This is a genomic window from Acinetobacter sp. GFQ9D191M, from assembly GCF_011174875.1.
Taxonomy (GTDB): domain Bacteria; phylum Pseudomonadota; class Gammaproteobacteria; order Pseudomonadales; family Moraxellaceae; genus Acinetobacter.
In genome coordinates this window covers 1-26,891 of the sequence record NZ_JAALGV010000078.1, presented here as the reverse complement: position 1 = coordinate 26,891, position 26,891 = coordinate 1, and the positions used below count along the sequence as shown (strand labels likewise).

Below are 26,891 nucleotides of genomic sequence, written 5' to 3'. Positions count from 1 at the left end.
AGACATTAATGTAAAAAGACACACGTATATACTTTAGAGCAAGCTCAGGTAGCATGGGATAACGCACGGTCCATAGATCAACCGATCGCCGTGCACCACGTTCGCAAACATATTGTATGAAAGGTGGACTATCAATATATCCCCTCGATCTCACAAATAGATGATCCTTATATCAAGTATGTGGCGCTTGAAAAGGATAATTTAGGTTTATTGTGCGATGGAAATGACGTCTTTTGGTTAGACTTTGCCACGGGCAAAACCAGTACAGATTTTTCTTCTGCTACAAAACTTCGGTATGACCAGGCCCTTTCGTTAAAAGATCGCTATATTCTTCTTCCTTTTAATATAGCCGATGCACATAAACGACTGCTTTTGTGTATGTCCAACTTAAATTGACCAACAAATTAGGTTCTTTATCCATAGCGAATAGATCTGAATAAACATTAAAGTTTTTACCCAAAAATGCATTGTGTAAGAAGTGAATAAGGTCTAGATCCACGTAGTTAACCGTAGACACAATCTTTAAGTATTCAGACAAAGCTTTAAACATCGGTGTTAGCTCTGCGATGGCACGGCTAAACCGCTGTTCTGATTTATGCTCTCTATATTTTTCAAAGCCATTTTTCAAAATCCTTTTGAGCTCTGCATCATCAAATGGAATATTTGAATAAAACTCACCAGTACTAAGATCTCCAAAATTAGACATAAAGTTATCAATCACGGGTAATTTACGTTCTAGAGATAAGCGCTGCGTTGATCTGATTAATTTAATGAATGAATAGAAAAACGGTAAGAAGCGTCTGTAGTAATCATAAATGACCTCTGCAAGCTTACGATCGCGAACATCAGCATTGATGGGTACACATTTAGGATATTGCGTAACAAAATTGGGTTTCTGCAGATAAATGGTTAGGTCCTTAAACACCTCAGCACCATTTAGGCGATTAGATTTAAGAAATGACCAATCTACCAAGTCATAATCTACTGCACGAATCTCTCTTAGATTTAATTCATCAAACTTAAAGTTGAGTAGGCGTAGGTAATCTACAAAATTAGCCAAGTACCATGGCTGAGTTTTATCGATGTTGTATTCAGGATGACTATCAATGTCCAAGTGATTTAATAAATTGGTCCACGACTGGTCAATTCCAGCCAAATTAACTTGTTTGTCTATTCGATCAGGGGTAAGCATAGTAATCCCAATTGTATATACTAATTCGTAAGAAATTAGATACATTGTATCAATAATTCCTAGAATAAATATTCTTTTAAATTTTTTAACAATTCTAATTCGCCACACAACAAAAATGCTTATTTACTGAGCTAAAAACTTATATCCAATTAATTAAAACCCTATATAATTATTTTAATACTCTAATTCGTGTGAGTTGTTATGATTAGTGATCCAATCGAAATCGCAAAATTAAAACAAAGCATCTTAGATTTAAGAAACAATATTTTTCCTCCACAAAACCTTTTAACGGTTGATGGATTACCAATTTATTATGGTGAGAAAAAGTTTGTTGATGAATATCTTGCACAATGGATGGACTTTTATCAAAAAGCATTAGAACTTTCTAATCCTTTTGGTGATCCTATTGATTTGTCCGAAATAAATGAAATTCATTTGCCTGTGCATTTTAATTTGCCCGTGTTTGCTCGTAATGTCACTCGCATGATTTTAAATAAAACACTGGCCAAGGAATCTATTACTTTTCGTTCAAGTGCAGATCTGTTTGAGAAGTGCGGATACTTCAATCGTGAATATACGGATTTAATTTATGAGTACTTTGATCGTGATGAAGATAACGTATTGGTCGGGCATCGACCGTATAACGATATTCGTGCGTACTTGTTTTATGCCGGCGATGAAGAGCGTCATCGCACGAGATTTTATAACTCTGGCCTGGTGCTCGGTTATCCCGAAGGTTGGAATAGCATTGAGATCTTAGATAATCGTAACAACACCCGAAAACAGCGTAGTGATGCTTATACAAACCCTTTAGCGAAAAATAACACATGGTTCATCTACAAGAAGCTGTAATTAGCCAAAGCGCCGTGCGAGATCGCAATAAAGCCTTGGATCTATTGAAGTGGATTGCGATTGTGACCATGGTTATTGACCACGCATCAATATTATTTCCTCAATATAATCTGTTGTTGAGGACGATTGGCCGTTGGGCTTTTCCTATTTTTTGTATCATGCTTGCATTCAATTTGAACCAAGCTATTTCTAAAAAGAAAACCCATACATTAAAAAACTATTTTAAAAATTTGGCGTTGTTTTGTGTGCTATCAGAAGTACCGTATCAACTATTCAACCAAGAGCCATTTACAACTCTGAACGTCATGCCTACGTTGCTTTTAGGATTTTTGCTTGTTGTATTAGGAGAATCTAAACATAAATATGCAACGCTGCAGTTTGTCTCTCTGTTAGTCGTGATCACATTGCTATCTAATTTTATTATGTATAGCGTGTGGGGCGTTTTATTAATTGTATTCCTGTATTTATTCTTTAAAACAACCAACGTTCATTCTAAGAAATACTTTTTAATGATCAGCGTCTTGCTCACTTCATTGGCCAACATTTTCAACTGGTTGATTGGTGGCTACTATACGGATATGACTACATATTCTTTGGCATTCTCATTTGCTGTCAGTAGCGCCATTGCAACGTGTATTGGTGCACAATTCCTACTGAAAGGACAGCACATGAATTTACCTTTTGAATTACCGCCAGTGGGGAAGTGGGCGTACTGGTTCTATCCAGTACATCTCGTCATCATTTGGATTCTTTTTAAATTTGCATAATAAATTTAGGCATAAAAAAAGCACCAAAGTATTTATGACTAAGGTGCTTTTTTATTGCTTAATCAGCGTCATTCGCTAGATCCAGCATCTAAACCGAATGAGCTAATTTCTTGCTGTCTTTCTTGCTCAGCTGCTTGTTCTGGTGATGCTTGTGGAGTAGGTGCACCAGATTGGTTATTTTGTTGATCATATTGATTCAGCAATTGCTTTAATGCTTCAGGATCTTGAGCAATTTGATTCGCAATTTCTAATGTTGGGTCCTGTTGTTTTTTACCAGCAGCATAACCAAAAATAGCCAAACCAATGAAAGCAGCAAAGAAAGTGGCAAGTACGATCAGTACAAATTTACCAATAATGCTACCTTTGAAGCGTTCAAACCAAGTTTCATCTTCATAGTGGTAAGGTTGGTTAATGTTTTGGCAACCATAGCTAAATGCATCCATCCACGCATTACGAACCAATTGTTTAATTTGTTCTGTTTGCGGTAAATGACCTTTTTTAGCCACGTTTACTTTGATTTTTGGCTCTGCTAATACAAAACGTTTTTCTTCACCATTACCTAGTGTATTAACGAGCTCTACGGTACCAGAACAAGTGAAATAACGACCAACATCATTGTTTTCTAAAGTATCAAAACCACTGATTTGTATTGTTAACTCTTTAAGATCGGCATTCGGGATTTTTATATTTTTAGGTTGACGATTCAAATCTTCAGAATCCGTATCAACTGAGATTGTTAAAAGGTCATTGTTACTAAAAATTGAAACAAGAGGGTCGTGAGATAGAATGTCTTTTTGCTTCTTAATTAAACTCACAATGTATCACCAGTTAAAATAGAAATTAAAAGTATTATATTTTAAAAAAGGGTTTTAGTGATAGTTTATTTTATGTTTAACGTAAAAAAAGCCACTTTTAAGAAAGTGGCTTTTAGGTTTAAGGGAGATAGTTATTATTTATAAAATATTCCTTTTTAATTCTCTTAATCTCCATGCCTTTGTCTAAAAGCAATTTAAACTCATTAAAATCATCACGCATAAGCTTATGAACCTTTAATGATTTTTGACTCTTAGCTTTGATGGCACTGTTGTATTGTACTGCAGCAACCAGATCGTAATGCTTATTTAGATCCAAACCATAAAGTGATGTTAATTTTTCAGAAATATAATCAAATATAACGGTCAAACAGATGACCTTATTGTTAGTGTTAGTCAGTATCTCTTCTGGAAATTCATTATTTCCCGAAGCTGCACTGGCTAAACGTGCCCATTCTGTCATGGGTAGGGAACCATCTTCACCAATCACGTTGATTAAGTTGTTTAAAAAGATAAAGCGGTGATTAAAAAACTTCACTTTGCTTTTTTGCAAAATTCTAAATGTATAAACGTTTGCCCAATACACAACATAGTTTTTAATCTTTAGACCATTGATTGAGTCTTGTGTTAATAAATCTTCATTGGTGATGCCATGATATTGAGTTGCTTCTTCAGTGACTTGTTTTTTTGGCTTCCAGTAGCTCTCTTCAGCATTATAAAGATACTGAACCTGTTCTATTGATGATGTGCGGCACTTTTTAATACGCGTCAAAATAGACGACTTAATAATGTCAGGCACATCAACTGGATTCTTGACTTTGGCGGTAAATTCCAGTGTGAGAAAACATAATGGTGCTGGCATAGCTTGGCCTTTCTAATATCCCTTAATTTATAACTTAAAACGTTCTATTTTCTGAATTGATATTCGCGAAATAAGGAACTAATTGCTTTTCTCGGTCATGAATGTATGCAGTTGATGACATATCCAATACCGCACCTGGTACATAAGTTAGGTTTAGATTGATATTTTCACCGTTACCATCGATCAAGACGCCATTAAACCGCGCTTTGTCTGGATCTCCTTTTACAAATAGCTGTTGGCCAACATAACCGGACAAGCTATTGATATAGAGGTTTTTCATTTTTTCCGAAGATTGCAAAGCATTTATATAGAGAAGATCCATAATTTTTTCTTCTCCATTTTGATTTCTAATTTTTACTGTTTTTGGACCAACAACATCCACAATTGTAGCAATCCATAAGTCATGATGTTCAACTTCCCAACCATTGTAGCGACTTTCAATCCAATCGGGGCTTAAGAGTCTTGGCTTAAAGGGGTAGGAGTAGATTTTGAATATTAAGATCGAAACCACAATTATGATTGGTAAGCCAAAACATATTTTTATTTTATGTTTCTTAAAAGCACTGTTAAACATAACCGTATATACCAAAAAATTTAAAATCATTTTAACTTAAAATAATAAGTTTGTATTGGTTAAAACCATTGATATATCAATTATTCATCACTGTTATAGGTATAACCATCATCACTACTGCGATCTTTACCTACTAATAATTCTTCAATACGCTTAGCTTCAGCTATTGTTCTGAGTGCATTTTCCTTTTTTTCTTGTCGTTCTGTATTTTCACGAATCGCTTCAAGAATCTCAGGAGATAAGGCCTTTTCAGGTTGTTGTTCTTGGGCTTCAGGCTCGGAAGCACTTGCTTCTTCAGCCTTTATAGGTTGGTCTTTTTTCTTAGGATCTACCAAGTCATAAAACACAAGTTCTTTTGATTCACTCGTTGCGGATTCGTCTAAAAACTTCTTTTCTTGACCTTTTAATGGATCTTGTTCATTTGGAGTATTAGAGTTATTACAGGCACTTAAAAGGGTGGAAATTAAAATAACCGTTGCGAAGTTGAAAAGGGTTTTAGACACGTTGAAAATCCTTTAATATAATAACGTATTCTACATAATAAAAGTCCGTAGGTAAAAGTATGTCTTCAGATAAAAATAGTTCTGATAGTGCTACACAAAAGGTAAATATTACCAATGAGGTTTTAGATGAAGCTGCCATTAAACAGGCAATTGAAGCTAATCAACCCCGTAAATCAGGTATTTTAAAGCGAATCTTTTTTGATTTCGGGCGTAAAAGCCACTGGAGTTCAGCTAGAAAAGGGTTTTTACCGCATTTATCTAATATTAGATCAATGCTGTCTCCAACATGCCCCGAATGCGGTAAATCGATTTTAATGCATGACAACAGGATTCCACGTTCTTATAAAGGCAACGTGAATTGGGTATGTGCACACCCTTTATGTGAATATGAAATTGTCGCACCTAACAATTTTAAACAACTGAAAAGACTCATTGCTAATACTCACTACCCAAGAGGGCAAGAACGTTTAGCTTCAATGAGTAATGATGAAATAGACAAGCTTGTTAAAAACCATCAATTTTCGTCTTATTTGTATTTAGCATTATCTATGTTTACAGGCTTGTACGTAGTTTATATGTTCTTTAAAGCGCTATATCCAATGCTTGTTGTACCAGGTGTATTATTGGTGTTTTATCTATACATGGTTAGCATCAATTCAGCTTATCGTGCGTGGCAAGTCCGTACTGGTCTTTTATTTTTACCGAATGCGCCATTCTTGGCATGGTTCCGCTATGCGCCAAAAAAATATAGCTTATCGTGGTATGACGGCAAAAACCCATTGCCAGTTGAAACACTGAATAAGTTAGCTGACCGTAAACAGCACCTAATCGACAATTTCAACAACAACGATAAAGGTGCTGATTAATATGCTGTTAAAACCAACGCTATTTGCGACTCTATTAGGATCAAGCGTTGCTTATGCTCAATTGCCTCAAAGTTCTGAGGCTCTAGGTGCATATGCAAACCATGTCAATTCTAATGGATCAAGTACACCATATCGACCATTTCAGGTCATGACCAACACTCAGCAAGAAACGGCGCCAGCAAAGCCAAGAGGATTTACGAGTCGTTACTTGGGCGTGAAGTACACACCGCAAAAAACTGAAGAAACTCCGACTAGCACTGAGCGCACGGCAGTTGCACAAAATGGACCACAACCTAGTGGCCAGCAAGCACCAGCACCACAACAACAACCCGTTCGCCAGAATATCCGTCCTGTTTCTTATACCTATCCAACTACGCAATACAATCAATACAACCAAGCGAGTGCATCTTACGATCAAACCGTACCGGGTAGAGTCGCTACTTTGAGTTGTGTTATTCATGCTGCGCGGTCAGAAGGTGTTCCGCTGTATGTTTTATTGGGTATACATAGCAAAGAGCGTGGTACCAATGGACAAACAGCGCAAAACAAAAACCGTTCATTGGATATGGGGCAATTCCAAATCAATTCCATGCACTTTAAACGTGGCGGTATGTTTGAAAATTATAACAGCCATTATGTGCGTACTGATGGATGTCTGAATGCGCGACTTGCAGCCAAGATCTTGCGAAATCGATTAACCACAAAACCGTCAACCGATTTTTGGGTTAGAGCAGCTGCTTACCACTCATGGACGCCATCTTTTAATGCGATATATCGCAATGGCACGACAAAACAACCTGGTTTAGTTGCGTATGCACTTCAATGGAAAAAATGGCTTGAGAGAAAGGGGATAAATCCTAACTAATCAGCTGAATATATTTTTTAAGAAAAAAATTGCAGTTACGTAATGCGATATAATTCACCTATTCTTTACCCACTAAGGATTCAAAATGAACCTTAATACAACTTTAAAAAGTTTAGCTTTAACCTTATCCATGTCTATTGTTGCTACTGCAGCTCAAGCCGATTTTGTTGGCAAAGTTGTACGTATTTCTGACGGCGACACTATCACCGTTTTAAACAACAACAATGAGCAGATCCGTGTTCGCTTCAACCAGATTGATGCACCAGAAAAAAGTCAAGCTTTTGGTCAGAAATCGCGTCAGAACATCAGTTTCTTGCATGAAACGATTGTGTATGTGCAAGAAAATAGTAAGGACCGCTACGGTCGTACTCTTGGTACCATTTTTCAGATGCGTACAAACCAAGTGCCCAACTTAAACATCGTGAATAGTGTTAACTATAAGCAAGTTAAAGATGGCTATGCATGGGCTTATCGTGAATATCTCAAAGATAAAATTATTTTGAGTGCTGAAAGCAACGCACGTTCTCAACGCCTTGGTTTATGGGCTGATCCAAACCCTGTTTATCCAAGCCAGTACCGTCACAATAAGTAATATTGATGAACGGTGAATTAAATACCGCTAAAGCCGTAGCGGTATTAAATAAATATCTACTGCAACAACAATGTGGTAATCGTATGGAACTGCAGTTTTTCAGTGAAGAACTGCAAGCTCAGATTGAAGCTCTCAGCTTGGCTTCTGTACGAAATGAGTTGGTTACTCAGTTGGCAAATTTGGGAAAATGTCTTTGTGATGAAAAGTTGGTGAATTGTTCAGCCAACGCAAATTACTCAGAAGTGGCAATAGATTTCCTTGAAATGCACTTAGAGTCGCTGGAAGGGCGACAGTTCAAAGAAGGTTTTATATGACATCTATTGTCATATCCACGGAATCCAATTAATCACCAGATCAGAACGAACCACTAAGCAATTAGTGGTTTTTTTCCTAAGGGAACTAGATCAATTGTAGATTTTTAAAAGGTAATGTTATGCCGAACAAAGATGATGAACATGCAACTAAATAAAGCTTTCTACCTTTACCTTACTTTTGTAGCGATTCTTTGGGCTATTATCTGGTGGTGTTTACTGATTAATATGCACCAGTACTTTAGTGCGGTTTTTTATGTTTTAACGGGGTACTATTTTATTAATAAAATTTTGATGAAAATTAGTCCTTATTCATCAAAAATACTTTTTACAGTTTTATGGCCAATTGCTTATCCAGTTTTATTCTTAATACTCTTGTTCAAGAGGTGGGATACTGTCAATGCTCCAGACGAACGTGCGATCGCACAATCGTTGCACCCAAATGAACAACTGAAGTTTAATGTTGAGGGTGCCGATTGGTATGCTTATAGTGAAAACTACGGTACGAGTGAAGAGAAGCTATTCGTAAAATTCATTTCGACTCAAATTGATGCCCTTAAACGTCAATATAAAGATGCTGAAATTTACTTAATACGTAATGAGCTAGACTACTGGTTATTTAGTCCTGTTGATGGCCGTAGATTCAGTCCAGACTATATGTTGATCGTGAATGATACGGTGAACCAAGAGATGTACTATCAATGTTTGATTGAGCCTAAAGGCGGTCATTTGTTGGTGAATGACGAGTGGAAGGAAGAAGTACTGATCAGCTTGAGTGACGAGAGTTCTGTAATTTTTGATCCAGATGAAGAGGATGACGAAGGTTATAAGAGCTTCTTAAAAGAGGTGGAGAGTATGGGCTATAAAGAGATTAAGTGTTTAGGCTTCAAGTTCTTTAATAGCGATCCTCGTGGTGAAACTGATTTTGCACTGGATTTTAGGGCAACATTGCCACACTAATCTTGAAAACATTGACTCAAAAAGAAGCCCCGATATTCGGGGCTTTTTCATATCTGCTTTTACATATCGAACGACTGTCCACGTTCGTTAGTTTTGTTTAAATTCTGCGGTTCTATACCATACAGCTTTAGACCATCACCTAGAACGAGATCATCTACACGCTTTTCAAAACGAGTAAAGAAATCGTTCAGTCTTTGGAAGACTGGTGGTTCATCTAACAGTTTGGCCATGTTGTTTAATGTTTTACTTAGACTGTTCACAAGATTGAACTTTTGTTGACGGTCCAAAGACAAGCTGTTCGATGTATCTAAAAGGGTGGTGAGGCTTTCTTGAACCTTTAGATAGTTTTGATCATTGGTCACATTACTGACAATCAAATGCACTACTTTGTTTTTGATCTTCAATGTATCCAGATTCAATTGATCAAATGCAATGGTCCTATCAGTAAGATTTTCTCTAAATGTTTTGAGATTCTGCCACTCTGGATGTGCAGCCTCTAAATCAGATAAAACTTTCATGATTGACGCACGGTATTCGCTATCAGACGCACTAATCACAAAAAGTTCAGGATACGACCGCTTCTTAGAAACTTCTTCCTGAGCTTTATTGAGCTTATCTTCAGCGACAGCAATTGAACCCTCAACATCGGCAGTACTAATACCAGCTTCATGAATTAACTTTCTAGCTTTATACATTTCTGCTGAATGAAGCCAAAAAGCGGTAAAGATAGCTGACTTAGCGTAGCTTTGATGATCGATACCTTGCTGAAGATTTTGTTCGGGAATGGTCGAACGATCCACACTCTGCAATTTAACTGTATCTTTGTTGATGTCCTTGGATACATCAATATGTACTTTGGTATTTTGCATGCTATCCATACTTGGGTTTGTGCTACTGGTTGGTTCTTTGGCACCCATTTTCTCGAATTCAATATCACCGGCTTTAATCTTTTGATGGCCATCTGCAGTAGCGACAACTTTCAAAACATCATTTTGAACTTTGGTGACATCAATTTCAGAAAGGATCTCCATATAAGACTTAATGCCCTCAAGAGTCATGACGGGCGTAGATACGGGTGCCGTAGCGGTTGGAGTTGGTTTATCATCAAATGCTTTATCAAATGACGGCGGTTGGTACTTTGGTTTTGCATAGGATTTCGTGCTACCTGTACCAGCTGGTCCATCATAGTTAGCTTTTGATAGATCTTGTTTACGCTTTTCAATATTTGCGTTGTAATTTTCAATATTTGCTTGGTTTTTAGCACGTATGTTCTGCAATTCCAGATATTTTTCATCTGATTGTGCAATCACAATGCCGTAATTCGGTTGGTATTCTTTATTAGGGAACTTGGTTGCATAAGCTTCGCGTTGACGGTTGTAGCGGTTAATTGCATACGCAACTTCAGGGATCTTGTTGTCTATACGTTTGACGGCGTTATTCAGTTCTTTTGCCAACTCTGCAGCTAAACGTTCAACACCTAAATATTGACGAGCATCATCCCAATCAGAAACAGATAATTTATTTTGGAAAACCGGGGGTAGGGTGATACGTGTATTTTCATGTTTACTCACATCACCTAACACACCACTTAATGAAAAGTTGTGACAAGCTTCTTGTAAGCCAGGATTCAAACCAGACTCAAGCGTTTGGCCAGCATCGTTATCATAACCAACAAATATATTGGCTTCAGGATTGATACTGCGGATAAGCTCAGCAACACTTGAGATATTGGATTTACTGTATGACGCTAAAACTTGTGTGTTTTCTGCAGTAAAACCCTCACCCAATAAACCAAGCTCTAAACCAGCATCCAACGCCTTACGTGCGCTGATCGCTGTTGCCCAACCCTCCTTGATCAAATAGTTCTTTGCATTCGGGTTAAAGACTTCATAGCCAACATCAGGATTTTTGCTAACAGGCAAGAATGCATCTTTCGTTTTGGCTTTATCAAAAAAGTACTTACCCTTATGCAGTACTTCTTCAAGCTTGTTGGTTTCTTTGTTGCGCTTTTTTTGGCGATGGTGGGTGATACGCTGTAAATTGACGACTTTGTTATTGGTGTCAATTAACGGTGCAAGAATGACAGCTCTGCTTTTACGTAAATCAAAGCCTTTTTTCTTTTCGCCCTCAAGCTCAGGTTCAAAGTTGATGAAATGCTTTTGATACGCTAATACATTCTCTACTGTTTCAACGAGAAGCTGTTGATTGGTAGCTGATTCAGGAAGTTCACGCTTTACTGCTTCAATGGCTTCATCACGGGTAAAGTTATCTTTACGCATGATTTTAGCGCCGTATGGCTCTAGGTTCTTTTCAACCATATACGGCATTTGTCGAATGTCGCGTTTAAAGGTCTGAAGGCTTCCAGTTTTATTATTAAAAAATGAATCGTCAATAATTTTACCAGCACGTTGCCACTCAATACGGATAGCGATTTGTGCAGCTAAGAGCTCTTTTTCTTGTTGAAGTAGATGCTTCTTTTGAGCTTCTTCAAACTCACGTACACGGCGATCAACATCTTCTTTGCTTGGTGGTTTGTAGTTAGGGTTTGAATCTCGTTGAGGCTTGATTACGTTCTTATAGTGGTCAGCAAAAGCAATTGAGATTTCAATGTCAGTTACACCAAAGCGGTGTCCTTTGAGTACTGGCCAGTATTCACCAGTATCACGGTTCATGTTTGGATAGATCCAATACATCCCTCGTGGTTTGACATTGTTGCTACTTGATTTACTAGGGTTATCTGATTCGGTGAGGCAAGGCACTTTTTCATCAAATACGGTCACGAATTGATATTTACCAGATGACTTGAATACGAATCCGTAGTTTCGCTCCAGTTCTTCTTGGAAAAACTGAAACATCGTATTTAAATCACAATTATGTCGGGCGCTCGGTACTTTCTCAGCCATAACAATTCCAATTTCTAATATATATTTAGGTGCAATGTGCTACCCAGGTTGCATAGGACTATTAATCATATGCTTAAGAAAATTTATACTTTTAGTATATACCGATTCTAAAAACATTTCTGTTTAATCTTTAATATAAGCTATGTCTAATAAAGGTTTAAAGAAAAATTAAAAGCTTTAATTTATTATTTTAATAAAAAATGTTTAAGCCTAATGTGGTTCCGTTAATTAGACCACTCAATTCAGTTTTATAAGTGATAAATCCACTCTAAATATTTAAATTATGCTGCCATTACTTTTAGTAAATGTTGATCATAAAATTCATTCGGTGTGGCCTTATTCAAACTTTAATGAGGACGTATCATGTTATAAAAATCCAAATATTCAGCAATTGATTGTTTCGCTTGTTTAACCGTATCGTAAGCCTTCAAATAGACTTCCTCATGCTTCACGCTGCGCCATAAACGCTCAATCATCACATTATCCATCCATCGTCCTTTCCCATCCATACTGATACGGATATTTCGCAATTTTAACTCATTCAAAAATGCCTCGCTTGTGAATTGACTGCCTTGGTCTGTATTGAACACCTCAGGACAACCATATTTCACAATTGCTTCTTGCAACGCATCTATGCAAAAGTCTGTTTCCATACTGATCGATACTCGATGAGCCAGTACTTTACGACTATGCCAATCTATAATTGCACATAGATAGACAAAGCCTTTAGCCATAGGAATGTACGTTATATCTGTACACCAGACTTGATTAGAGTGATCGATGACCATGTTTTTCAACAGATATGGGAAAATACGGTGTGCAAGATTAGGCTTACTGGTATTGGGTTTTGGATACAAGGCATGTATTCCCATCAAGCGCATTAAACGTCGGACTTTACGCCGACCTATTTGATGTCCTTGACGCTGTAGCATATCTCGTATCATTCGACTGCCCATAAATGGGTAGTCGAGATGAATTTCATCGATTAGACGCATCCAACTCAAATCAGTGGATGAAATCTCTTTGGGCTTGTAATACAACGTACTGCGATTGATTTGAATCAATTGCGATTGTTGTCGTACCGAAAGTTGATGGGTCTTATCGATCATTTTTTGCCGCTCAGCTGCCCTATTTTTCTGAGCGCACCTTCTAAAAAATCAATTTGCAATGCCTGATGTCCTATCTTGGCATGTAGAGCTTTGAGGTCAATCTCAGGTTCTTGTTGTGCTGTTGGTCGTGAAAAAATATTGACTGATTGTTCAAGCAGTTGATTTTTCCAATCGATGATTTGGTTTTGATGTAAATCGAATTGAGTAGAAAGTTCAGCGAGTGTGTGGTCGCCTTTAATTGCTGCGAGAGCAACTTTAACTTTAAACTCTGCTGAATGATTACGACGTTTTCTTCGTGTCATGGTTGACTCCAAAAACAAGCATTTCCCATGCTTATTGGGGAGTAGATTATCACTTATAGGCGTGGTCTAAAATCCTAGAACCACATCAGCCCTCAATGTTATAATTTACAGATATTAAATAGGTTATGAATGACCACTTATTTAGGGTTAAATTACTTTTAATAATTTGAGGCTTTATATGTCAAAACATATTTTTTCGGGTTCTGTTGTAATCAATGGCAACGGCAATGTATACAGTTCAGGTTCCAACTATCAAATCGTTGGAAGTGGCAAACCAGTGACTAAGCAAGTACCTGTAAACCCATTTAACGAAATCTGTATGAAAGGTCCAATGAGTCTGAAGTTTTTTGCTTCAAGTGTTTCTAAAATGGAAATTACTGCAGACGACAATATTGTAGATCTTATTAGTGCGACTTTTCAGGGTGGTGTATTGGTTTTAGCTATTCAGGACAATGTAAGTTTTAGTACTTGTTCACCGTTAGAAGTATCGATCAGTCACCCAAATTTAAAAGCTATTGATTTAAAAGGTTCAGGCAATATTCAGGTCTTAAATCTTAATGAAGATAAATTCACAGCAAGTATTAGTGGATCTGGAAATATGGATTTAGACGGTACCGTTGAACACTGTGTCTTATCTTTGAGAGGTTCAGGCAATTTTGATGCATTACCATTGAAAAGCAACAATTTAGAAGTGGCACTATCTGGTTCAGGCAATATCTTTTGTACAGCTATCAATTCTGCTCAAGTACAGCTTTCAGGCTCAGGCAACGTTAAAGTTTATGGCAAACCAATCCATAAGTCACAAAACCGAACTGGTTCAGGAAACATTAGTTTTAAATAGGTCGATATACCTAGTTATAAGTCACAAAACCGAACTAGATCAGGAAACATTTGTCTTAAGTAGGTCGATAAACCTAGTGCAATGAAAGTTTAGAGAAAAACAAACCCCAAAAGTTTGCTACCTTTGGGGGTTTATGTTTGACATTCAAATTATCGAAATAAAAATATTATTAATGAAGTTTTCGGACCATTCAGGATCGTTCGATTTACTCACAATATCTTTGAGCCAAACCTTTAATGATTCAATTGGATAATCTGCATTTTTGTATAAATTAATCACGGCGATAATCTGTTGATTCAGTGCTGTTGTTGAATCATTACGTGCGATCATTTCTACAAGTTTTGTGTAGGCCTGAAGGAGTTCTGGTTCTTCAGCTCCAGTGACTTTACGGGGTTGTTTGCTGATCTGTCCAAGAATTTCAATAAATTGTTCTTTGACCAGCTCAATCGGGTGGATCTGACTAAATCCCTGTTGAGTCAGCAAAGCATATGCACGTAAAACCAAGCTAAACCAATTCTTTTTGGTCATGCTATCAGGATAGAGGCCTATATCATCTAACTGTTGTTTGATGCCAAAGAATAGGGCGCTGATAGAATAGTTCGGGTTAACCGTGCTTTGAACTGCAGTCGTCCACACGGCATTTTGCATTTTATGACGTATTACATCACGCGTGTATTCAACGCCGTACAAACACTTAAAATCGTTCCAGTCACTTAGATCTAACTGTTCATCAGTAAATTCAGGTCCAATCATGGCTGCGTTTACAGCTCGGCATGCTTCTGTTGCGTAATAGATACCGGGATTGCGCTTTATTTTGCTTTCTAATGCTGTTTTATGGTCATTATCATTGAAGATATAGAAGCGTGAAAACGGGAATTCGGCACGGAAATCACGTACTACATTCATGATGTTGCCAGCCACGTACACGACAATGACTGGAATAGAGTATTGAATTGATTCTGCAATTGCTTCACCAGTGGCGTAGCCCTCACAAAAGATTATCCGATCTTGGTTCCATGCATCCAATGGATCTTTATATAAGATTTTGAAAGCGCCGTTTGCAAGTACACCACGTAATGTAAACTTATCTTCACCACGCTTGTTTTTGTGTTCAGCGATGGTCTGAAGGAAAATGATTTGATTTTTGAGGTTTTGCCCCTCAACTAAAAGCTTGTTCTGACGTAGCGACTGTTGATCTAGATCTGGTTGCAGATCAATAATACGGTTCAGAATAATGGTGTTGTTCTTGTGTTGAGGGTAGTACTGGCTGACATAATCAATCAGCTCATTTTTAGTGAAGTTGCTTGGATTGTACAATCTAGCATGACTGAAGCTAATCTGCTTTTTCACATTGTAGTTGTGTGGACGGTTTGGCAAGGGTAGGCTTCTGGCCCATTCAAAACCCATATAGATTTGAGCCAATATCTCTTGGTCTTTTTTGTTTTTCTCAGCACTTTTGCATGAGTTTAAGAAGCGTTTAAGATCTTCTTCTTGCTGTTCCTTGGTATATACGGTGTCACCAGGTTGCAGATCCATTTCTTGAATGTATTCATACAAGCTGTAAGTGAAGTTTGCACCGCCAGCATGAAACCAACCATAAGACATACGTGCGTTATCTAGATCTACAAGATACCAGGCCGTTTTTTTCTTATTTTTTGTGGCGTCATTGTGGTGATTGGTTCTGAGGTAAATACGTTTAGAGCTTCGTTCAAGCTGAAAGTCACTCTCACGATCAAATACAATGCCCTCATTTTCAAGATGCGATCTAAATATTTTAGATAGCGTACCAATATCGATACCATACTTGATCATGAGGGGGTTCATAAATAAAGAAACTCACTTATAAATATTTTATAACCAGCGGTTGAGCGACTACATATTTTGATGGGTTGTTAGTTTGCAACGTGATTTCATGAGCGTAATGCCATGCCTTAGTGATACGGTTTAGGATGACACTTTCAAGGTCGTCTTCTAAGAATTCGTAAAGATTAAATCGCACGTTGTTTAAGATCAGTTTTTTATAACCTTTCACAAGGGTATTTAAAAAATTCTGGGATTGGTCCATAAAGGCGTTAACGTCAGCATCATAACTTATTGTTTTATTCACGACTGCATTATAAAAGTACTGCTCAGAATCAATTTTAATAATATGCATCTGCTCTAAGAATGACTCTAAATAAGCTGGATGCATATTTTTACTTAAAAACTTACAGATCCGCTTATTCTTGTTGTCGTTAAAATAGATGTATTTAGAGGTTAGCTCAGCATTAATCACTGTGACATATTCGCCGTCCACACGAAACTTCACGGTATTATTGTTGGTGAACTGCAGCATTAATTCTGTGAAGATATAGCTATCTAACGTTTTTTCATGCCTAAACGTCTGCTTGTCCAAGAAATTACTGTTGTACTGAAGATCTGCAACATTGGCATAGCTTTGAACGAATTGAGCGATGTCATTGTGCATGTTTTGGGTGTCTAGATCCGATACTTCAGTTGAAACCGATTGAAAGGCACTATTTTTATAAAGATGCCCCAATAATTCTGTTTGATTGTAGTTTTTAGGTTTAACTTTCAAGCCAACAGTAAACTCGTCTTGCTCATAATTCCCTTTAATTAGATTGCTTAAATAACTTTCAGCTTCTTGAAAAGATACGTTTCCAAGGTTGTCTAAAAATGATTTTAAGGAAGTGCCATCTAATCGTACTGCAACATGAGATATAAATGATGGATCGAACTCGAAACGCATAATACTTCATTGATTGAAATGGGTATTAAAATTATATAACAGGTTTAAGGAAAAAAGAATGAAAACCTTTAAGTATTATTACCATAAAAGTAATTTTGAATTGATTTAATAAGTTTAGTTTCGGTTTCTTGAGTATATAAACTACCTGAAATTAGTTTTAAGCCAGTATCAGTTTTAAGCCAATGTAGTGTATTAAAATGGTCATTAGCGATATGGCTACTCTTGTGCATGCGCGACACAAAACCAGTGTTCAGACCAGTATCAAACAGGCGTGGACAACTTGGTGCGTGGACATGATAGAGGACTTCACGGCGTTGATTGCTAGAGGGTGATTTACCTACGCCACGGCGTACTGGCATACCTTTGTGCTTTCTATAACTATTGAGAAATGAATCAATCGTATCGTTATACGTGGGTTGCATCAGGTAGCCACGGTGATTGTAGATGTCAGTTTTAGGATGAATAGAAAAATTAAATAAGCTAAGCATTTTACCAAGTAAGATTAATAGCTCAGGACTACCTTTAAGGTTGGTACCAATCAAACTATCTTTAATGGTTTTAATAGTATCCGTGCGATACTCTAAAACCACATAGTCTCCCCAATTAGAGGTTAAGCTTAAAGGATCTTCATCAGATATGTTGGCTTCAGTATCTTCATAGCAAAACACGATGATCAGTACTTTAACGTTGTTTCCGTTAAACAAAACTTCGTTTTGATGCGCGAAAAAACCATATAAAGGTTTGTCGTTGTGTCCTAGACCTGGTGTATGAATAAAGTTGGTCCACTGAAAGTAGTAATTCAGCAAATGACCATCGACATAGCGACCGTTTTCATCATTCAATAGGGTGCGATATACATCATTTTCAAGCTTTAGCACGGGTTGGCTGTACCGCCAAGCGCTCAACGCTGCAGTCGTAAATGCAAAGTCATAAAAGTTAAACTCAGGGTTCATATTTTTATAGAACAATGCATAAGGCTGTAACACACTTTCCCATACCTGTAATGGGATAAAGATGTTGGAACCCCACTTAGGAATCTCCGCAAAATAACCAGTGCCATAGGTATGATTTACGTTATCCCAAAACAGGCGTTCTAGCTGTTTATAGTCTGGAATGTCTTCGCTTTTAACCAATGATGCTGTACATAATGCTAACTTTTTCTCCAGTGCCAATAATTGACTGACAGGAGGGTATAAGCGACCAGCTTTTTGCGTAAAAACTTCCGCATTCAACTTTGATATAACATCAGCAAAGATTGAATCTTTCACTATACTGGTCTTCCATAAAAGGTGTGTGAGGGTGGCTAATTAGTATAAGGCATTCTAACAAGTTGTATGTATTCTATAAGGCGTAAAACTCTAAAAAGTTGATAATATATATCAGTTTTTAAAGCATTCACATTTCATACATAATTCTAACCTTGCTCAAATATAACATCATATTGTTTGCGATTTCTAAACAACAGTTTAACTAATCTGCAATATATCAGGGTAGAGCTGAGTATAGGGCTTAATCATTACTTTTGTTCAGCATGAGATAATAGTTTGTGGAATTTCCGTGAATATGATTAAAAAAGCTTTAAAACTTATTAGAGATCGGTTATATTACGAATCAAGGGATATTACCCTATTTAATAAACTATTAGACTGAGATTGTTCTAATAGTTTTTTTTTGCCCTTTTTTTGACATTTCCTGTTTTTTCTTCTATAGCTTCTGCTATATTTCTCCATATTTTACTCTATTTTTCGTTATTTTGATTAATTTTTAATCAATGTTAAAAGCTTAAATAATCAGCAACTTAGCCATTTATACCCACTACTATCCACAAAAACCTGTGCATAAAAAAACCAAATATTAAATCCCAAAATGGAATTTCTTCAATTTTAAGCTATAATTATGCTCATAGTTTTAATCATTGTAGTGGACTTAGTTATGAGCCATGTAGACCAAATAGAAACGATTAAAATTACTAACCGCGAAATCGGAATATTGCCTAACAATGTGCCAGTAGTAGATCAGTTTTTGAATAACTACCGCACACATAAAGCATCAACGACTCATTCAGTGGCTAGTAATTCACCTTTAATGAACATTACCAATTCAATGCATGTGCATCGAGTAGAAGATTCCCCCTATACTCAACCTATTCGTAAACTTCATTAGAAATAAAAAAAGCAGCGATTTCGCTGCTTTTTTATTGCCTATTGCATTTCTTTAGTGCTGATCCATATAGCTTTGAGTGAGCTTCTTACGCTCGTAATTCTCTTTGAGCTGTATGCCAATACCAATAATTATTATAGGTAAAATGGCTAGGGCAAAAAGAATGCAGATCGAATCAAAAATTGGCCTGGGCATATGAGCGCATTATTGCGGATTCGCATTGGTTAATTCCTCCAGTGTTGGTGGTTTTGTGGCGACTGGTTCATTTGCTGGTGCTTCAGGTGACACTTCTGGTACTTCAGGTGATACTTCTGGTGTTGAATTTGGTTCTTGTTGTGGATCTAACTTGTCTTCATAAGACTCTTGTGGAAGGCTATTGCTTGCAACAAAGTTATCTAGAATATCCTGAGCCTTATATGCCTTATTGCATTCGTCATTTGAGGCGTACATTTCTTTTTGTACGCTATCGTCTAAATACTTTTCTCGGCCATCACTAACATCATCGCTGTAATAACCAGCTTTCTTAGCAGAATCTATATAAATGGAATAACAAATATTTAAAACATTACTACGCTCGTAATCATGTTTGTAATACCAGTCAATACTACGTTCCTTTGCATCAGTTTTCGTATCTTCAAGGTATTGATCTAAGCGTTTCTCTTGTGGCGTAGACGAACACCCGATGATTAACAATGAGGTGCTTAAAACTATAAGTTTTTTAATCATGGTTTTAGCTTAAAACAAACGATACCTTTATAGTACAACATTAATTCGTTAAATAATATTTTTGGAATTTTAATTTGTGACGGTTAAACAGTGCATTTTCAAACAATTAAGCCATTTTTTCCCATAATTTTAGATAAATATTGTTGTCTTTTTTCGCGTAGATTATTGAAAACAGGAAGTAATTTAACCACTTGAAATGTTCATCCAACTAAAGATTAAGAAATAAGCCCTTAAAAGTGTTTGTTTATCAACCCTTAAACCTATTTAAACATTTTAAAATTGTATATACTTAAACCATTACTAGATTAACTTCAGTAATTATTACTAAAGAAAGTTAAAAATTGGATGAATTTTAATGAGTAGTTTGTTCATAGTAGAGTCACCCGGAAAGGTCGAAAAAATTCAACATATCTTGGATGACCTGTATCCGCACGAATTCGTTGTACGCGCTTCAGTTGGCCATGTATGTGATTTACCTAATCATGAGATCGGTTTCTCATATCCAGCCTTTGTTCCTAAATACGAAATATCTCAAAATAAAACACGCGTTGTTCAAGAATTAAGACAGGCTGCTAAAAATGCAGATACGGTTTTCCTCGCAACTGACTTGGACCGTGAAGGTGAAGCCATTGCATATCACTTAAAACGTATCCTGAACTTATCTGACGATCAGTATATTCGCGTCAAATATAACGCTATTGATAAAACTACGATCGCTAATGCACTTCAAAATGGTGAAGAGCTGGATCAAGGTATGGTGGCATCTCAAGAAACACGCCGTTTCCTTGACCGTATGATCGGTTTTTACTTGTATGAGCCAATTTCAAATATTTTAAAAGGCAAATTTCCTGTTGGCCGTGTTCAATCTGCCGTACTCGTTGTGCTTGGTGATTTAGAAGATCTACTGAAAAACTTCAAATCACATGAACATTACAACCTTGAAGTAACTCTAAAACAAGGTTGGGCTGCGAAATGGGATTTTTCTAAGTGGCTTAATCCTGAAATGAAGGATGTGCACAATAACCAGTGGTTAGATAAAGCTTCAATTACCCGTCTACAAAGCGAAATTGATAAAAAAGACTTAACCATTACCAGTGTTGAAACTAAGCCATCTTTCCGTAGTGCTCCAGCGCCGTTTATTACTGTTGATCTGCAAGCTGCAGCTGCAGCGCGTCTTGGTTTGGATCTAAAACAAACTATGGATGCAGCGCAAAAGTTATATGAAGGTGGTTATATCACTTACCATCGTACTGATGCTGCCGTAATTTCGCCTGAGGGCATGCAAGCTCTAGAAGCTTTTGGTGAGAGAGAGGGCATTGCGATTATCGGCAATAAAGCCAAATCTCGCGATGGTGCTCAAGAAGCACATGAATGTATTCGTCCTAGTGACTTCTTTACCTTTGAAGCTGGTGAGGACAAAGTTCAAAAGGATCTATACCGTCTAATCTGGTTGCGTACTGTTGCATCGCAAATGGCTCCAGCTGAATACGAAGTTAAATCCGTTGTAGGTGTCTATAAAGATGTCACGCTCAATGTAGATGGTGAAAGCATTACTAAAGATGCTGAATTCAAAGCTTCTAGCCGTATCTTAAAGGAAGATGGTTGGTTGGGTTTATTAAAGACCTACAGTATTGATGAAAATGCACTTGAATACGTGGAAGGTGAAGAAGATTCAGAAAAAGAACCTGAACATACGCTACCTATGGATATTGAGGTCGGTCAAAACCACAATGTTATTGCTGGTAAAGTTATCGCGACCAAAACCAAACCACGTTCACGCTACACCGTACCATCATTGGTCAAATTACTTGAGAAAAAAGGAATTGGTCGTCCTAGTACTTATCAATCAATCTTTGAACGTTTAATCAAGCACGGCTATATCAAGCTTGTTAAAAAGAAAATTGAAGTTACACCGCATGGATTGACCTTGATTCAAAACATTAGAGGTAAGTTTAGTTTTGCAGATCCGCTTTACACCAAAGAAATTGAAGAAATACTGGATCTAATCGCTACTGGTGATGCCGATTACAAACAAGAACTCCAAAAGTTCCATTTAGGGATTGAAAGTGAATTAGGACAGTTCTCAAAACATTGGCTTGATTCATTCCCTATCTACAAATGTAATAACTGTGATGACGGACGCATGTTGCCGAAAATCGGTACCAATCGCGACAAAACAACATCGGTCTACTGGTCATGTAATTCATGCAAAAGTTCAGCGCCAAACAGAAATGTTGATGGTAAAGATGAACCGGGTAAGCCAACTGTACGTGAGCCAACTACTCATTTATGTTTATGTGGCAAAACACTGACTCAGGTTACAACTGATAAATCTGTATTTTTTGAGTGCTCTCAACGTGCGTTCGTAGATGGCACCTGTAAAGAAACATACCGTTCTACAAATGACGAAAGCGGTAACTTGGTTCCTGATTTTGACGAATATCGCCGTAACCATACATACAAATGTCAGCTTGAAGGGTGTGGCGGTTGGTTGCGTGAGTTAAAAGGTATTTCAACTTCTTCAGGTAAGCCGTATCACTTCTTTTCTTGTGAAAAATCCAATCCAAACCTGAAAGGCAAAAAATGTAAGTCGGGTCCATTAGAGGTGTTCCCTGATGGTAGTCCTAACTACGAGCCAAGATTCCAAGTGACCAAAACAGAGTATCCATGTATCTGTAAAAAGCCTCTTATACATACCAAGTACCGCAAAGAACCTGGTGTTTACGAAGAGCGATACAGTTGTGAAGCTGCATCATGTAAACGTTATTTCGACATATTGCCAGATGGATCACCAGATACCCAACTTACAAAATCTCGCACTGGCAACGAAGCCAAGTGTTTTGAGTGTGGTCAGACCATGATTCAGTCTGCATTTAATTTACGTGGTGAACGTAAGTTTAAATGGGATTGCTTTAGCTGTGGTGCAAGTGGATACGACAACAACGGTGAGCCAGTTCAACGTGGTAAAAAGAAAGCCAAGTCTAAATCGACCTCTACAAAAGCTAAATCAAGTAAATAATTGAATAGGTGAATAAATGAGTAATCACGAACCAGATGATATGGACAACATCGGGAAGGAAGCTGAAGAAGCGCTCAAACCCCAACCCGATGATGAACATGTAAGTGAGCCTGAACAGCCGGCCAAAACAGCAAAAAAGGGCAAAAAAGTAGACATTGATGAAAACTTTTTTGCTAAGCATAAAAAGCTAATCTTGATTGGCGGTGGTGTTCTTTTCTTTTTGTTATTTGCTGTGGTTATTTTTGGCAATCAAAACATCGAAGTTGAACGTCCACAACAAAGCGATGTTGAACTTGAAGCTCGACTGCAGAGTGAAGTTGCAAGACGAGTAAAAGAAGAAAGTATGAAATTGGCTGCTCAGCGCAATAAAATTATCGACCGTATTAGTCGTAACTTTGACTGTAACGCACCACAAGTATTCTGTCATGCACAAGATACGTCAGAACCGTATTCAACTGTCGTTTCTAGTTTGCAGAACTTCCAATTTCAGCCAGATACGCCGTATGAAGTTTACATTGAAGTCTACCCCTTGAAAGTGGATGCCCAAAACCCACAAACAAGTCAGCGTAAAGGAAGTGTTTGTAGCCCGAACAACGTGCACCTTTTCTTATGCCAAAAAATCGTAATGAAAAATCCTGCGCTTATGGCCAATCAGATCCGCGAACTATATGCGCTACTAACGCCGTCTATGACTTATCGCTTGCAGATCAGCAGTCGTCCAATTACGCCAAGTGACATCGATCTGACATTGATTACTACCGAACTGGACAAAATGAATGCCGATTCTGCAACTGCTAGTGAACCTGAATTGGAGTGTGTACCGCCAGATCCTAAAAAAGATCCTGTTGCGTACAACTTATACGAAACAGGGGGCATGTCTTGTCAAGACATCATGAAGGACTTAGCTGCACGTAAGACAACTGCTCCAGCTGGTCAACCTGGTCAAGCTCAACAAAGTGGTGGTGAACAACCACAACATCCTGATGCATTTGGTACGCCAGTAGCAACACATTAAACATACTAATAAGAAACGGATTGATTTTGGTTAATCCGCTATTAATTGGCTTTTGGTTGAGAATACTAATTTAAGCATCTGTTTATCAAATAGATCTTAAAAAAATGAAACAATAAAATGCAGATTTATTCTGCATTTTTTAATTTTCACATTACAATAGTTTAAATTCGCAACTTTTAAGCAACCGGGTACGCTATGAACAACCCAACCAAAATTCAAGATCTGCAAGTGGCAGATTTGCCGTCCACGTTTAAGCTGAAGAAAAAACATAAAGAAGAAGTTTTTCTGAAGTACAAAGAGTTGAATGAGGCACTATTCAAAGTAGGGTACATTCCAGTGACGTTCTCAGACTTTGTGCATGCACTTATAGAAACTGGCGTAAAGGGATTTTCTGTCGAAGAATATGTCAACGCTCAATTAAACTCTTAATTTTAGAACTCTAATTATTTTTTTGATGTCAAAAAAAATGGACCACATTCGTAATCCATTCCTTTATTTTCTTTAACGATTAACTTTCTATTTTGGTACCACACTGAGGGCAAAACAGCATATTGTCCTGAAGTGGTTCACCACATTTCACACAAAACATATTCTTTTTCGGTTTGATGATCACTGGTACTTGATCTGATAGATCCTGACTGTGTGTTTCAGGGTTATTCATCAATCCAAGATGTGTACCATGTGTTCTTGGTGAGCTTTTATTGATTGCGCTATTCATCTGGTTCATAGATGACATGCGGTTAATATCTACTTCAGACGTTGGGGCAACCACAATGCTTTGGCTTTTGGCAAAGTCGGCTAAATGCTCTTTCAGTACAACAGCATCATCAGTACAAGCAGTCATGCTCAAGATCGCACGGTTTTGATATTTACCGAAGGTCGTTGTGCTAATTTCAGCGTACCAGACACGTAACGTCATGGTTTCAACATTGATGACTTCTTTTTGTGATTTCACGCTGTCGTCAAGGTAACGGCCAAAGTTCATTTGAGACAATTGATAGCTACCTTTAGCCTCAACCCATATTAGTTTTGATACAAAGTCAAAACGGCTCCATAGGTAATTACCGTGCTCAAAACAAAACTTCCCTAAGATCCACATCGATACACCAAAGAAACCATAAGTGAAGTCGCTAAAATCCAGATAGCTTCCGTTATATAGACCTTTGGCAAAAATAGTCATTAATACGACTGAAGCAATAAAACTTAACAATCCAAAACTATTGAGGATGGCTAACCAGCGATACTTTTCTTCTTTGAAGCATGAGCTCAATGTCATATCACGAAGGGTATTGATTGGCACTGGTTGAGTTTCTTCTAAGATCTCACCCTCAAAAGCACCGTTTTTACTGCGAGAGTTGATAACTGGCAACTGGCGTGAATAGATTCTGTTAGGAATAGCACTTTCCCAATTCTTTTGTAGATGGCGTTCAAGTTCATCAAACAATTGCATTGGTTGGCAATTCATACTCAAACTATCCTGAACGACTCCAGCACTGGCTTGTGGTGGCTGTTTTACCATTTGAGCAATCACGGCCAAGAAGAATATCGCAATCGCAATCAGCGCTGCAATTAACGTAAAAATTGCTTTATCCATGCTTGGCAACCAAATAGGTGCAACTGCATGTTGGGTAAGGATAGGAACCAATACAGGTCCAAGAATGGCGACTAAAACCAAACCAATGACTTTAGATAAACCAATTTCTTGTGCACCTGAGTTCGGATTAGCCATAGGACGCAATAAAACAATCAAAATAATGGCGTTGTAAACAATCCCAAGCCAAGCACCTGTATTGGGTGATGCACCCACATACGCGATTAGAGCACTCACTAAGGTAATCAGAAAAACAATCGCATTTTGAAATTGAGCTTCTGCAGCGTTACGGATGAATAATGGCGAAAAAATAAGATTAGGGAACAGTGAATATAGAATCCCGTTCACTGAGCCTTTTGGTTCTTCATAAATCAAAGCGCTTTGGCGTAGGATCTCTTTAATATCGGTTGCACCAGGATAAGCACCAGTTTCTTGAATGGATAACTCCTGTGCAAGTCCGGCTGGTTGATCACGACCAAAGTAGAACTTTAGGTTTGATAAGCCTGTGGTCAGCAGTAGAGCGCCATAACTGAACATTGCTAGACCAACTATAAGCGGTGGTAGTGCAACAAATACACCGTTACTGAATAGACCTTTTGCACTGAAAATTAAGCTTAGGCCAGCCAGCATAAAAACGATGGCACCGATCACTTTAAAAATGTTTTCTATTCGGTAGGGATTAGGGAATTCAAACCGCTTATCTTGCGAGTTATATTCATATGCCATTTTTAATACTCCTTAACGCATTTATCTAATTACGTTTTAACTGGTTAATTATAACTAAGTCGTGGGGTATAAAGTTTTTTTAGTTAAAATGAATCACTGTTTTAGTTAAGTTTTAATAAGGGAATTTAAAAAGTATTTTAAAGGCGCATTAAAAAAGGGGATAACGAATCCCCTTTAAAGATGAACCAAGCTTATGTGCTGTTATTTGTTTTGATCTGCTTGTTTTTGAGCATCTGCAGCTGCAGCGTTCAGCATAGAAGACATATCATTTTGCTCGTCCTCTTTTGGTGGATTTTGTTCTGCAGTTTTTTGATGTGCATCAAAATCGTGGCCCTCAACTTTTGAAGGTTTTTCATTATCGACATAAGCTTCACGCGCTGCTTGTAGGTCTGCAGATGGATCTACTTTGTCAATTTGTTCATCTGGTTGAATAGGTTTTGATTGAGATGTTGATTCTTCTTTTTTACTACAACCAACTAAAACCAAACCTACAGATAGAGATGGATCCGTAAATTTGAACAACTCCTATAAGTGATATTCTGCTCCTCAAATGATGTTATAAACATCAATATATGGAGTATTTTATGGCACGTA

23 protein-coding genes and 1 pseudogene are annotated in these 26,891 nt (G+C 37.5%); 11 read left to right on the top strand and 13 right to left on the bottom strand.

All coding sequences use genetic code 11. From position 1 onward, the window contains the following. Positions 1-340: 340 nt before the first annotated feature. Complete coding sequence (locus G5T77_RS12310) at positions 341-1,192, bottom strand: hypothetical protein (protein ID WP_233735361.1); 852 nt, start codon at positions 1,190-1,192, stop codon at positions 341-343. Between the two features lie 201 nt (positions 1,193-1,393). On the opposite strand from G5T77_RS12310, the gene G5T77_RS12305 reads away from it, so the two are divergent. Both G5T77_RS12305 and G5T77_RS12300 read left to right on the top strand, forming a co-directional pair. Beyond that, a complete protein-coding gene (locus G5T77_RS12305; RefSeq protein ID WP_024160879.1) occupies positions 1,394-2,044 on the top strand; it encodes a hypothetical protein in 651 nt (216 codons plus the stop codon). Further along, positions 2,020-2,811 (top strand): TraX family protein, encoded by a 792-nt coding sequence (locus tag G5T77_RS12300; protein WP_121532453.1) that lies wholly within the window; start codon positions 2,020-2,022, stop codon positions 2,809-2,811. The genes G5T77_RS12305 and G5T77_RS12300 overlap by 25 nt, the downstream gene beginning before the upstream one ends. Positions 2,812-2,879: 68 nt before the next feature. Here the strand turns inward: G5T77_RS12300 and G5T77_RS12295 are convergent, their stop codons facing one another. The 4 genes from G5T77_RS12295 to G5T77_RS12280 all read right to left on the bottom strand — a co-directional run bounded on the left by G5T77_RS12295 (position 2,880) and on the right by G5T77_RS12280 (position 5,562). Then, positions 2,880-3,626 carry a hypothetical protein gene (locus G5T77_RS12295; RefSeq protein ID WP_024160733.1) on the bottom strand — a complete coding sequence of 249 codons (747 nt, stop codon included), beginning with the start codon at positions 3,624-3,626 and terminating at the stop codon, positions 2,880-2,882. Positions 3,627-3,744: 118 nt separating this feature from the next. After that, positions 3,745-4,485 carry a hypothetical protein gene (locus G5T77_RS12290; protein ID WP_005006125.1) on the bottom strand — a complete coding sequence of 247 codons (741 nt, stop codon included), beginning with the start codon at positions 4,483-4,485 and terminating at the stop codon, positions 3,745-3,747. Positions 4,486-4,519: 34 nt separating this feature from the next. Then, the gene (locus G5T77_RS12285; protein WP_024160732.1) at positions 4,520-5,059 is read right to left on the bottom strand and encodes a hypothetical protein; all 540 of its coding nucleotides are present in this window, start codon (positions 5,057-5,059) and stop codon (positions 4,520-4,522) included. Between the two features lie 80 nt (positions 5,060-5,139). Next, entirely contained in the window at positions 5,140-5,562 is a 423-nt protein-coding gene (locus G5T77_RS12280) for a hypothetical protein (protein WP_024160731.1), read from the bottom strand. Between the two features lie 59 nt (positions 5,563-5,621). Here G5T77_RS12280 and G5T77_RS12275 point away from each other — a divergent pair, with 59 nt between their 5' ends. From G5T77_RS12275 to G5T77_RS12255, 5 genes are all read left to right on the top strand, one after another. Next, positions 5,622-6,428: a hypothetical protein gene (locus G5T77_RS12275; protein ID WP_151834995.1), complete on the top strand. Its 807-nt coding sequence runs from the start codon at positions 5,622-5,624 to the stop codon at positions 6,426-6,428. A gap of 1 nt (position 6,429) precedes the next feature. Beyond that, a complete protein-coding gene (locus G5T77_RS12270) occupies positions 6,430-7,293 on the top strand; it encodes a lytic transglycosylase domain-containing protein (protein ID WP_063454483.1) in 864 nt (287 codons plus the stop codon). Between the two features lie 85 nt (positions 7,294-7,378). Continuing rightward, a complete protein-coding gene (locus tag G5T77_RS12265; RefSeq protein ID WP_099143606.1) occupies positions 7,379-7,885 on the top strand; it encodes a thermonuclease family protein in 507 nt (168 codons plus the stop codon). 5 nt (positions 7,886-7,890) lie between these two features. Further along, entirely contained in the window at positions 7,891-8,199 is a 309-nt protein-coding gene (locus G5T77_RS12260; RefSeq protein ID WP_005006143.1) for a hypothetical protein, read from the top strand. A gap of 141 nt (positions 8,200-8,340) precedes the next feature. After that, the gene (locus G5T77_RS12255) at positions 8,341-9,156 is read left to right on the top strand and encodes a hypothetical protein (protein WP_233735359.1); all 816 of its coding nucleotides are present in this window, start codon (positions 8,341-8,343) and stop codon (positions 9,154-9,156) included. 59 nt (positions 9,157-9,215) lie between these two features. On the opposite strand, the gene G5T77_RS12250 is transcribed toward G5T77_RS12255, so the two are convergent. Together G5T77_RS12250 and G5T77_RS12245 are read right to left on the bottom strand one after the other, a co-directional pair. Next, the gene (locus G5T77_RS12250) at positions 9,216-12,059 is read right to left on the bottom strand and encodes a hypothetical protein (RefSeq protein ID WP_166139478.1); all 2,844 of its coding nucleotides are present in this window, start codon (positions 12,057-12,059) and stop codon (positions 9,216-9,218) included. Positions 12,060-12,409: 350 nt separating this feature from the next. After that, positions 12,410-13,470 (bottom strand): annotated as a pseudogene (locus tag G5T77_RS12245) (IS3-like element ISAcsp5 family transposase); the annotation flags it as partial. A gap of 178 nt (positions 13,471-13,648) precedes the next feature. Between G5T77_RS12245 and G5T77_RS12240 the strand changes: the two are divergent. Further along, a complete protein-coding gene (locus G5T77_RS12240; protein ID WP_032056293.1) occupies positions 13,649-14,311 on the top strand; it encodes a DUF2807 domain-containing protein in 663 nt (220 codons plus the stop codon). 144 nt (positions 14,312-14,455) lie between these two features. On the opposite strand, the gene G5T77_RS12235 is transcribed toward G5T77_RS12240, so the two are convergent. The 4 genes from G5T77_RS12235 to G5T77_RS12220 form a co-directional block, all read right to left on the bottom strand. Then, positions 14,456-16,123, bottom strand: a complete 1,668-nt coding sequence (locus G5T77_RS12235) for a virulence-associated e family protein (RefSeq protein ID WP_228731919.1) — start codon at positions 16,121-16,123, stop codon at positions 14,456-14,458. Positions 16,124-16,151: 28 nt separating this feature from the next. Beyond that, positions 16,152-17,060, bottom strand: a complete 909-nt coding sequence (locus G5T77_RS12230; protein WP_058952597.1) for a hypothetical protein — start codon at positions 17,058-17,060, stop codon at positions 16,152-16,154. A gap of 68 nt (positions 17,061-17,128) precedes the next feature. Then, positions 17,129-18,328, bottom strand: coding sequence for a hypothetical protein (locus G5T77_RS12225; RefSeq protein WP_005028487.1), 1,200 nt, complete (start codon positions 18,326-18,328; stop codon positions 17,129-17,131). Between the two features lie 1,096 nt (positions 18,329-19,424). After that, entirely contained in the window at positions 19,425-19,946 is a 522-nt protein-coding gene (locus G5T77_RS12220; protein WP_005028478.1) for a hypothetical protein, read from the bottom strand. Positions 19,947-20,301: 355 nt separating this feature from the next. Between G5T77_RS12220 and G5T77_RS12215 the strand changes: the two genes are divergently transcribed. The 3 genes from G5T77_RS12215 to G5T77_RS12205 all read left to right on the top strand — a co-directional run bounded on the left by G5T77_RS12215 (position 20,302) and on the right by G5T77_RS12205 (position 24,409). Beyond that, complete coding sequence (locus G5T77_RS12215; RefSeq protein ID WP_134253129.1) at positions 20,302-22,965, top strand: type IA DNA topoisomerase; 2,664 nt, start codon at positions 20,302-20,304, stop codon at positions 22,963-22,965. Between the two features lie 16 nt (positions 22,966-22,981). Further along, positions 22,982-23,980 carry a hypothetical protein gene (locus G5T77_RS12210; RefSeq protein ID WP_166139474.1) on the top strand — a complete coding sequence of 333 codons (999 nt, stop codon included), beginning with the start codon at positions 22,982-22,984 and terminating at the stop codon, positions 23,978-23,980. Positions 23,981-24,175: 195 nt separating this feature from the next. After that, positions 24,176-24,409 carry a hypothetical protein gene (locus G5T77_RS12205; RefSeq protein WP_005028471.1) on the top strand — a complete coding sequence of 78 codons (234 nt, stop codon included), beginning with the start codon at positions 24,176-24,178 and terminating at the stop codon, positions 24,407-24,409. 79 nt (positions 24,410-24,488) lie between these two features. On the opposite strand, the gene G5T77_RS12200 is transcribed toward G5T77_RS12205, so the two are convergent. Next, positions 24,489-26,297 carry a zinc ribbon domain-containing protein gene (locus G5T77_RS12200; RefSeq protein ID WP_005006206.1) on the bottom strand — a complete coding sequence of 603 codons (1,809 nt, stop codon included), beginning with the start codon at positions 26,295-26,297 and terminating at the stop codon, positions 24,489-24,491. A 201-nt stretch (positions 26,298-26,498) separates the two neighbouring features. Next, entirely contained in the window at positions 26,499-26,819 is a 321-nt protein-coding gene (locus tag G5T77_RS12195; protein WP_166236223.1) for a hypothetical protein, read from the bottom strand. Positions 26,820-26,891: the final 72 nt, after the last annotated feature.

Bases quoted from the DNA above. Each gene is read 5' to 3' on its own strand.
- G5T77_RS12310 (WP_233735361.1), bottom strand. From the start codon at position 1,192: ATGCTTACCCCTGATCGAATAGACAAACAAGTTAATTTGGCTGGAATT.
- G5T77_RS12305 (WP_024160879.1), top strand. From the start codon at position 1,394: ATGATTAGTGATCCAATCGAAATCGCAAAATTAAAACAAAGCATCTTA.
- G5T77_RS12300 (WP_121532453.1), top strand. From the start codon at position 2,020: ATGGTTCATCTACAAGAAGCTGTAATTAGCCAAAGCGCCGTGCGAGAT.
- G5T77_RS12290 (WP_005006125.1), bottom strand. From the start codon at position 4,485: ATGCCAGCACCATTATGTTTTCTCACACTGGAATTTACCGCCAAAGTC.
- G5T77_RS12285 (WP_024160732.1), bottom strand. From the start codon at position 5,059: ATGTTTAACAGTGCTTTTAAGAAACATAAAATAAAAATATGTTTTGGC.
- G5T77_RS12275 (WP_151834995.1), top strand. From the start codon at position 5,622: ATGTCTTCAGATAAAAATAGTTCTGATAGTGCTACACAAAAGGTAAAT.
- G5T77_RS12270 (WP_063454483.1), top strand. From the start codon at position 6,430: ATGCTGTTAAAACCAACGCTATTTGCGACTCTATTAGGATCAAGCGTT.
- G5T77_RS12265 (WP_099143606.1), top strand. From the start codon at position 7,379: ATGAACCTTAATACAACTTTAAAAAGTTTAGCTTTAACCTTATCCATG.
- G5T77_RS12260 (WP_005006143.1), top strand. From the start codon at position 7,891: ATGAACGGTGAATTAAATACCGCTAAAGCCGTAGCGGTATTAAATAAA.
- G5T77_RS12255 (WP_233735359.1), top strand. From the start codon at position 8,341: ATGCAACTAAATAAAGCTTTCTACCTTTACCTTACTTTTGTAGCGATT.
- G5T77_RS12250 (WP_166139478.1), bottom strand. From the start codon at position 12,059: ATGGCTGAGAAAGTACCGAGCGCCCGACATAATTGTGATTTAAATACG.
- G5T77_RS12240 (WP_032056293.1), top strand. From the start codon at position 13,649: ATGTCAAAACATATTTTTTCGGGTTCTGTTGTAATCAATGGCAACGGC.
- G5T77_RS12235 (WP_228731919.1), bottom strand. From the start codon at position 16,123: ATGATCAAGTATGGTATCGATATTGGTACGCTATCTAAAATATTTAGA.
- G5T77_RS12230 (WP_058952597.1), bottom strand. From the start codon at position 17,060: ATGCGTTTCGAGTTCGATCCATCATTTATATCTCATGTTGCAGTACGA.
- G5T77_RS12220 (WP_005028478.1), bottom strand. From the start codon at position 19,946: ATGATTAAAAAACTTATAGTTTTAAGCACCTCATTGTTAATCATCGGG.
- G5T77_RS12215 (WP_134253129.1), top strand. From the start codon at position 20,302: ATGAGTAGTTTGTTCATAGTAGAGTCACCCGGAAAGGTCGAAAAAATT.
- G5T77_RS12210 (WP_166139474.1), top strand. From the start codon at position 22,982: ATGAGTAATCACGAACCAGATGATATGGACAACATCGGGAAGGAAGCT.
- G5T77_RS12205 (WP_005028471.1), top strand. From the start codon at position 24,176: ATGAACAACCCAACCAAAATTCAAGATCTGCAAGTGGCAGATTTGCCG.
- G5T77_RS12200 (WP_005006206.1), bottom strand. From the start codon at position 26,297: ATGGCATATGAATATAACTCGCAAGATAAGCGGTTTGAATTCCCTAAT.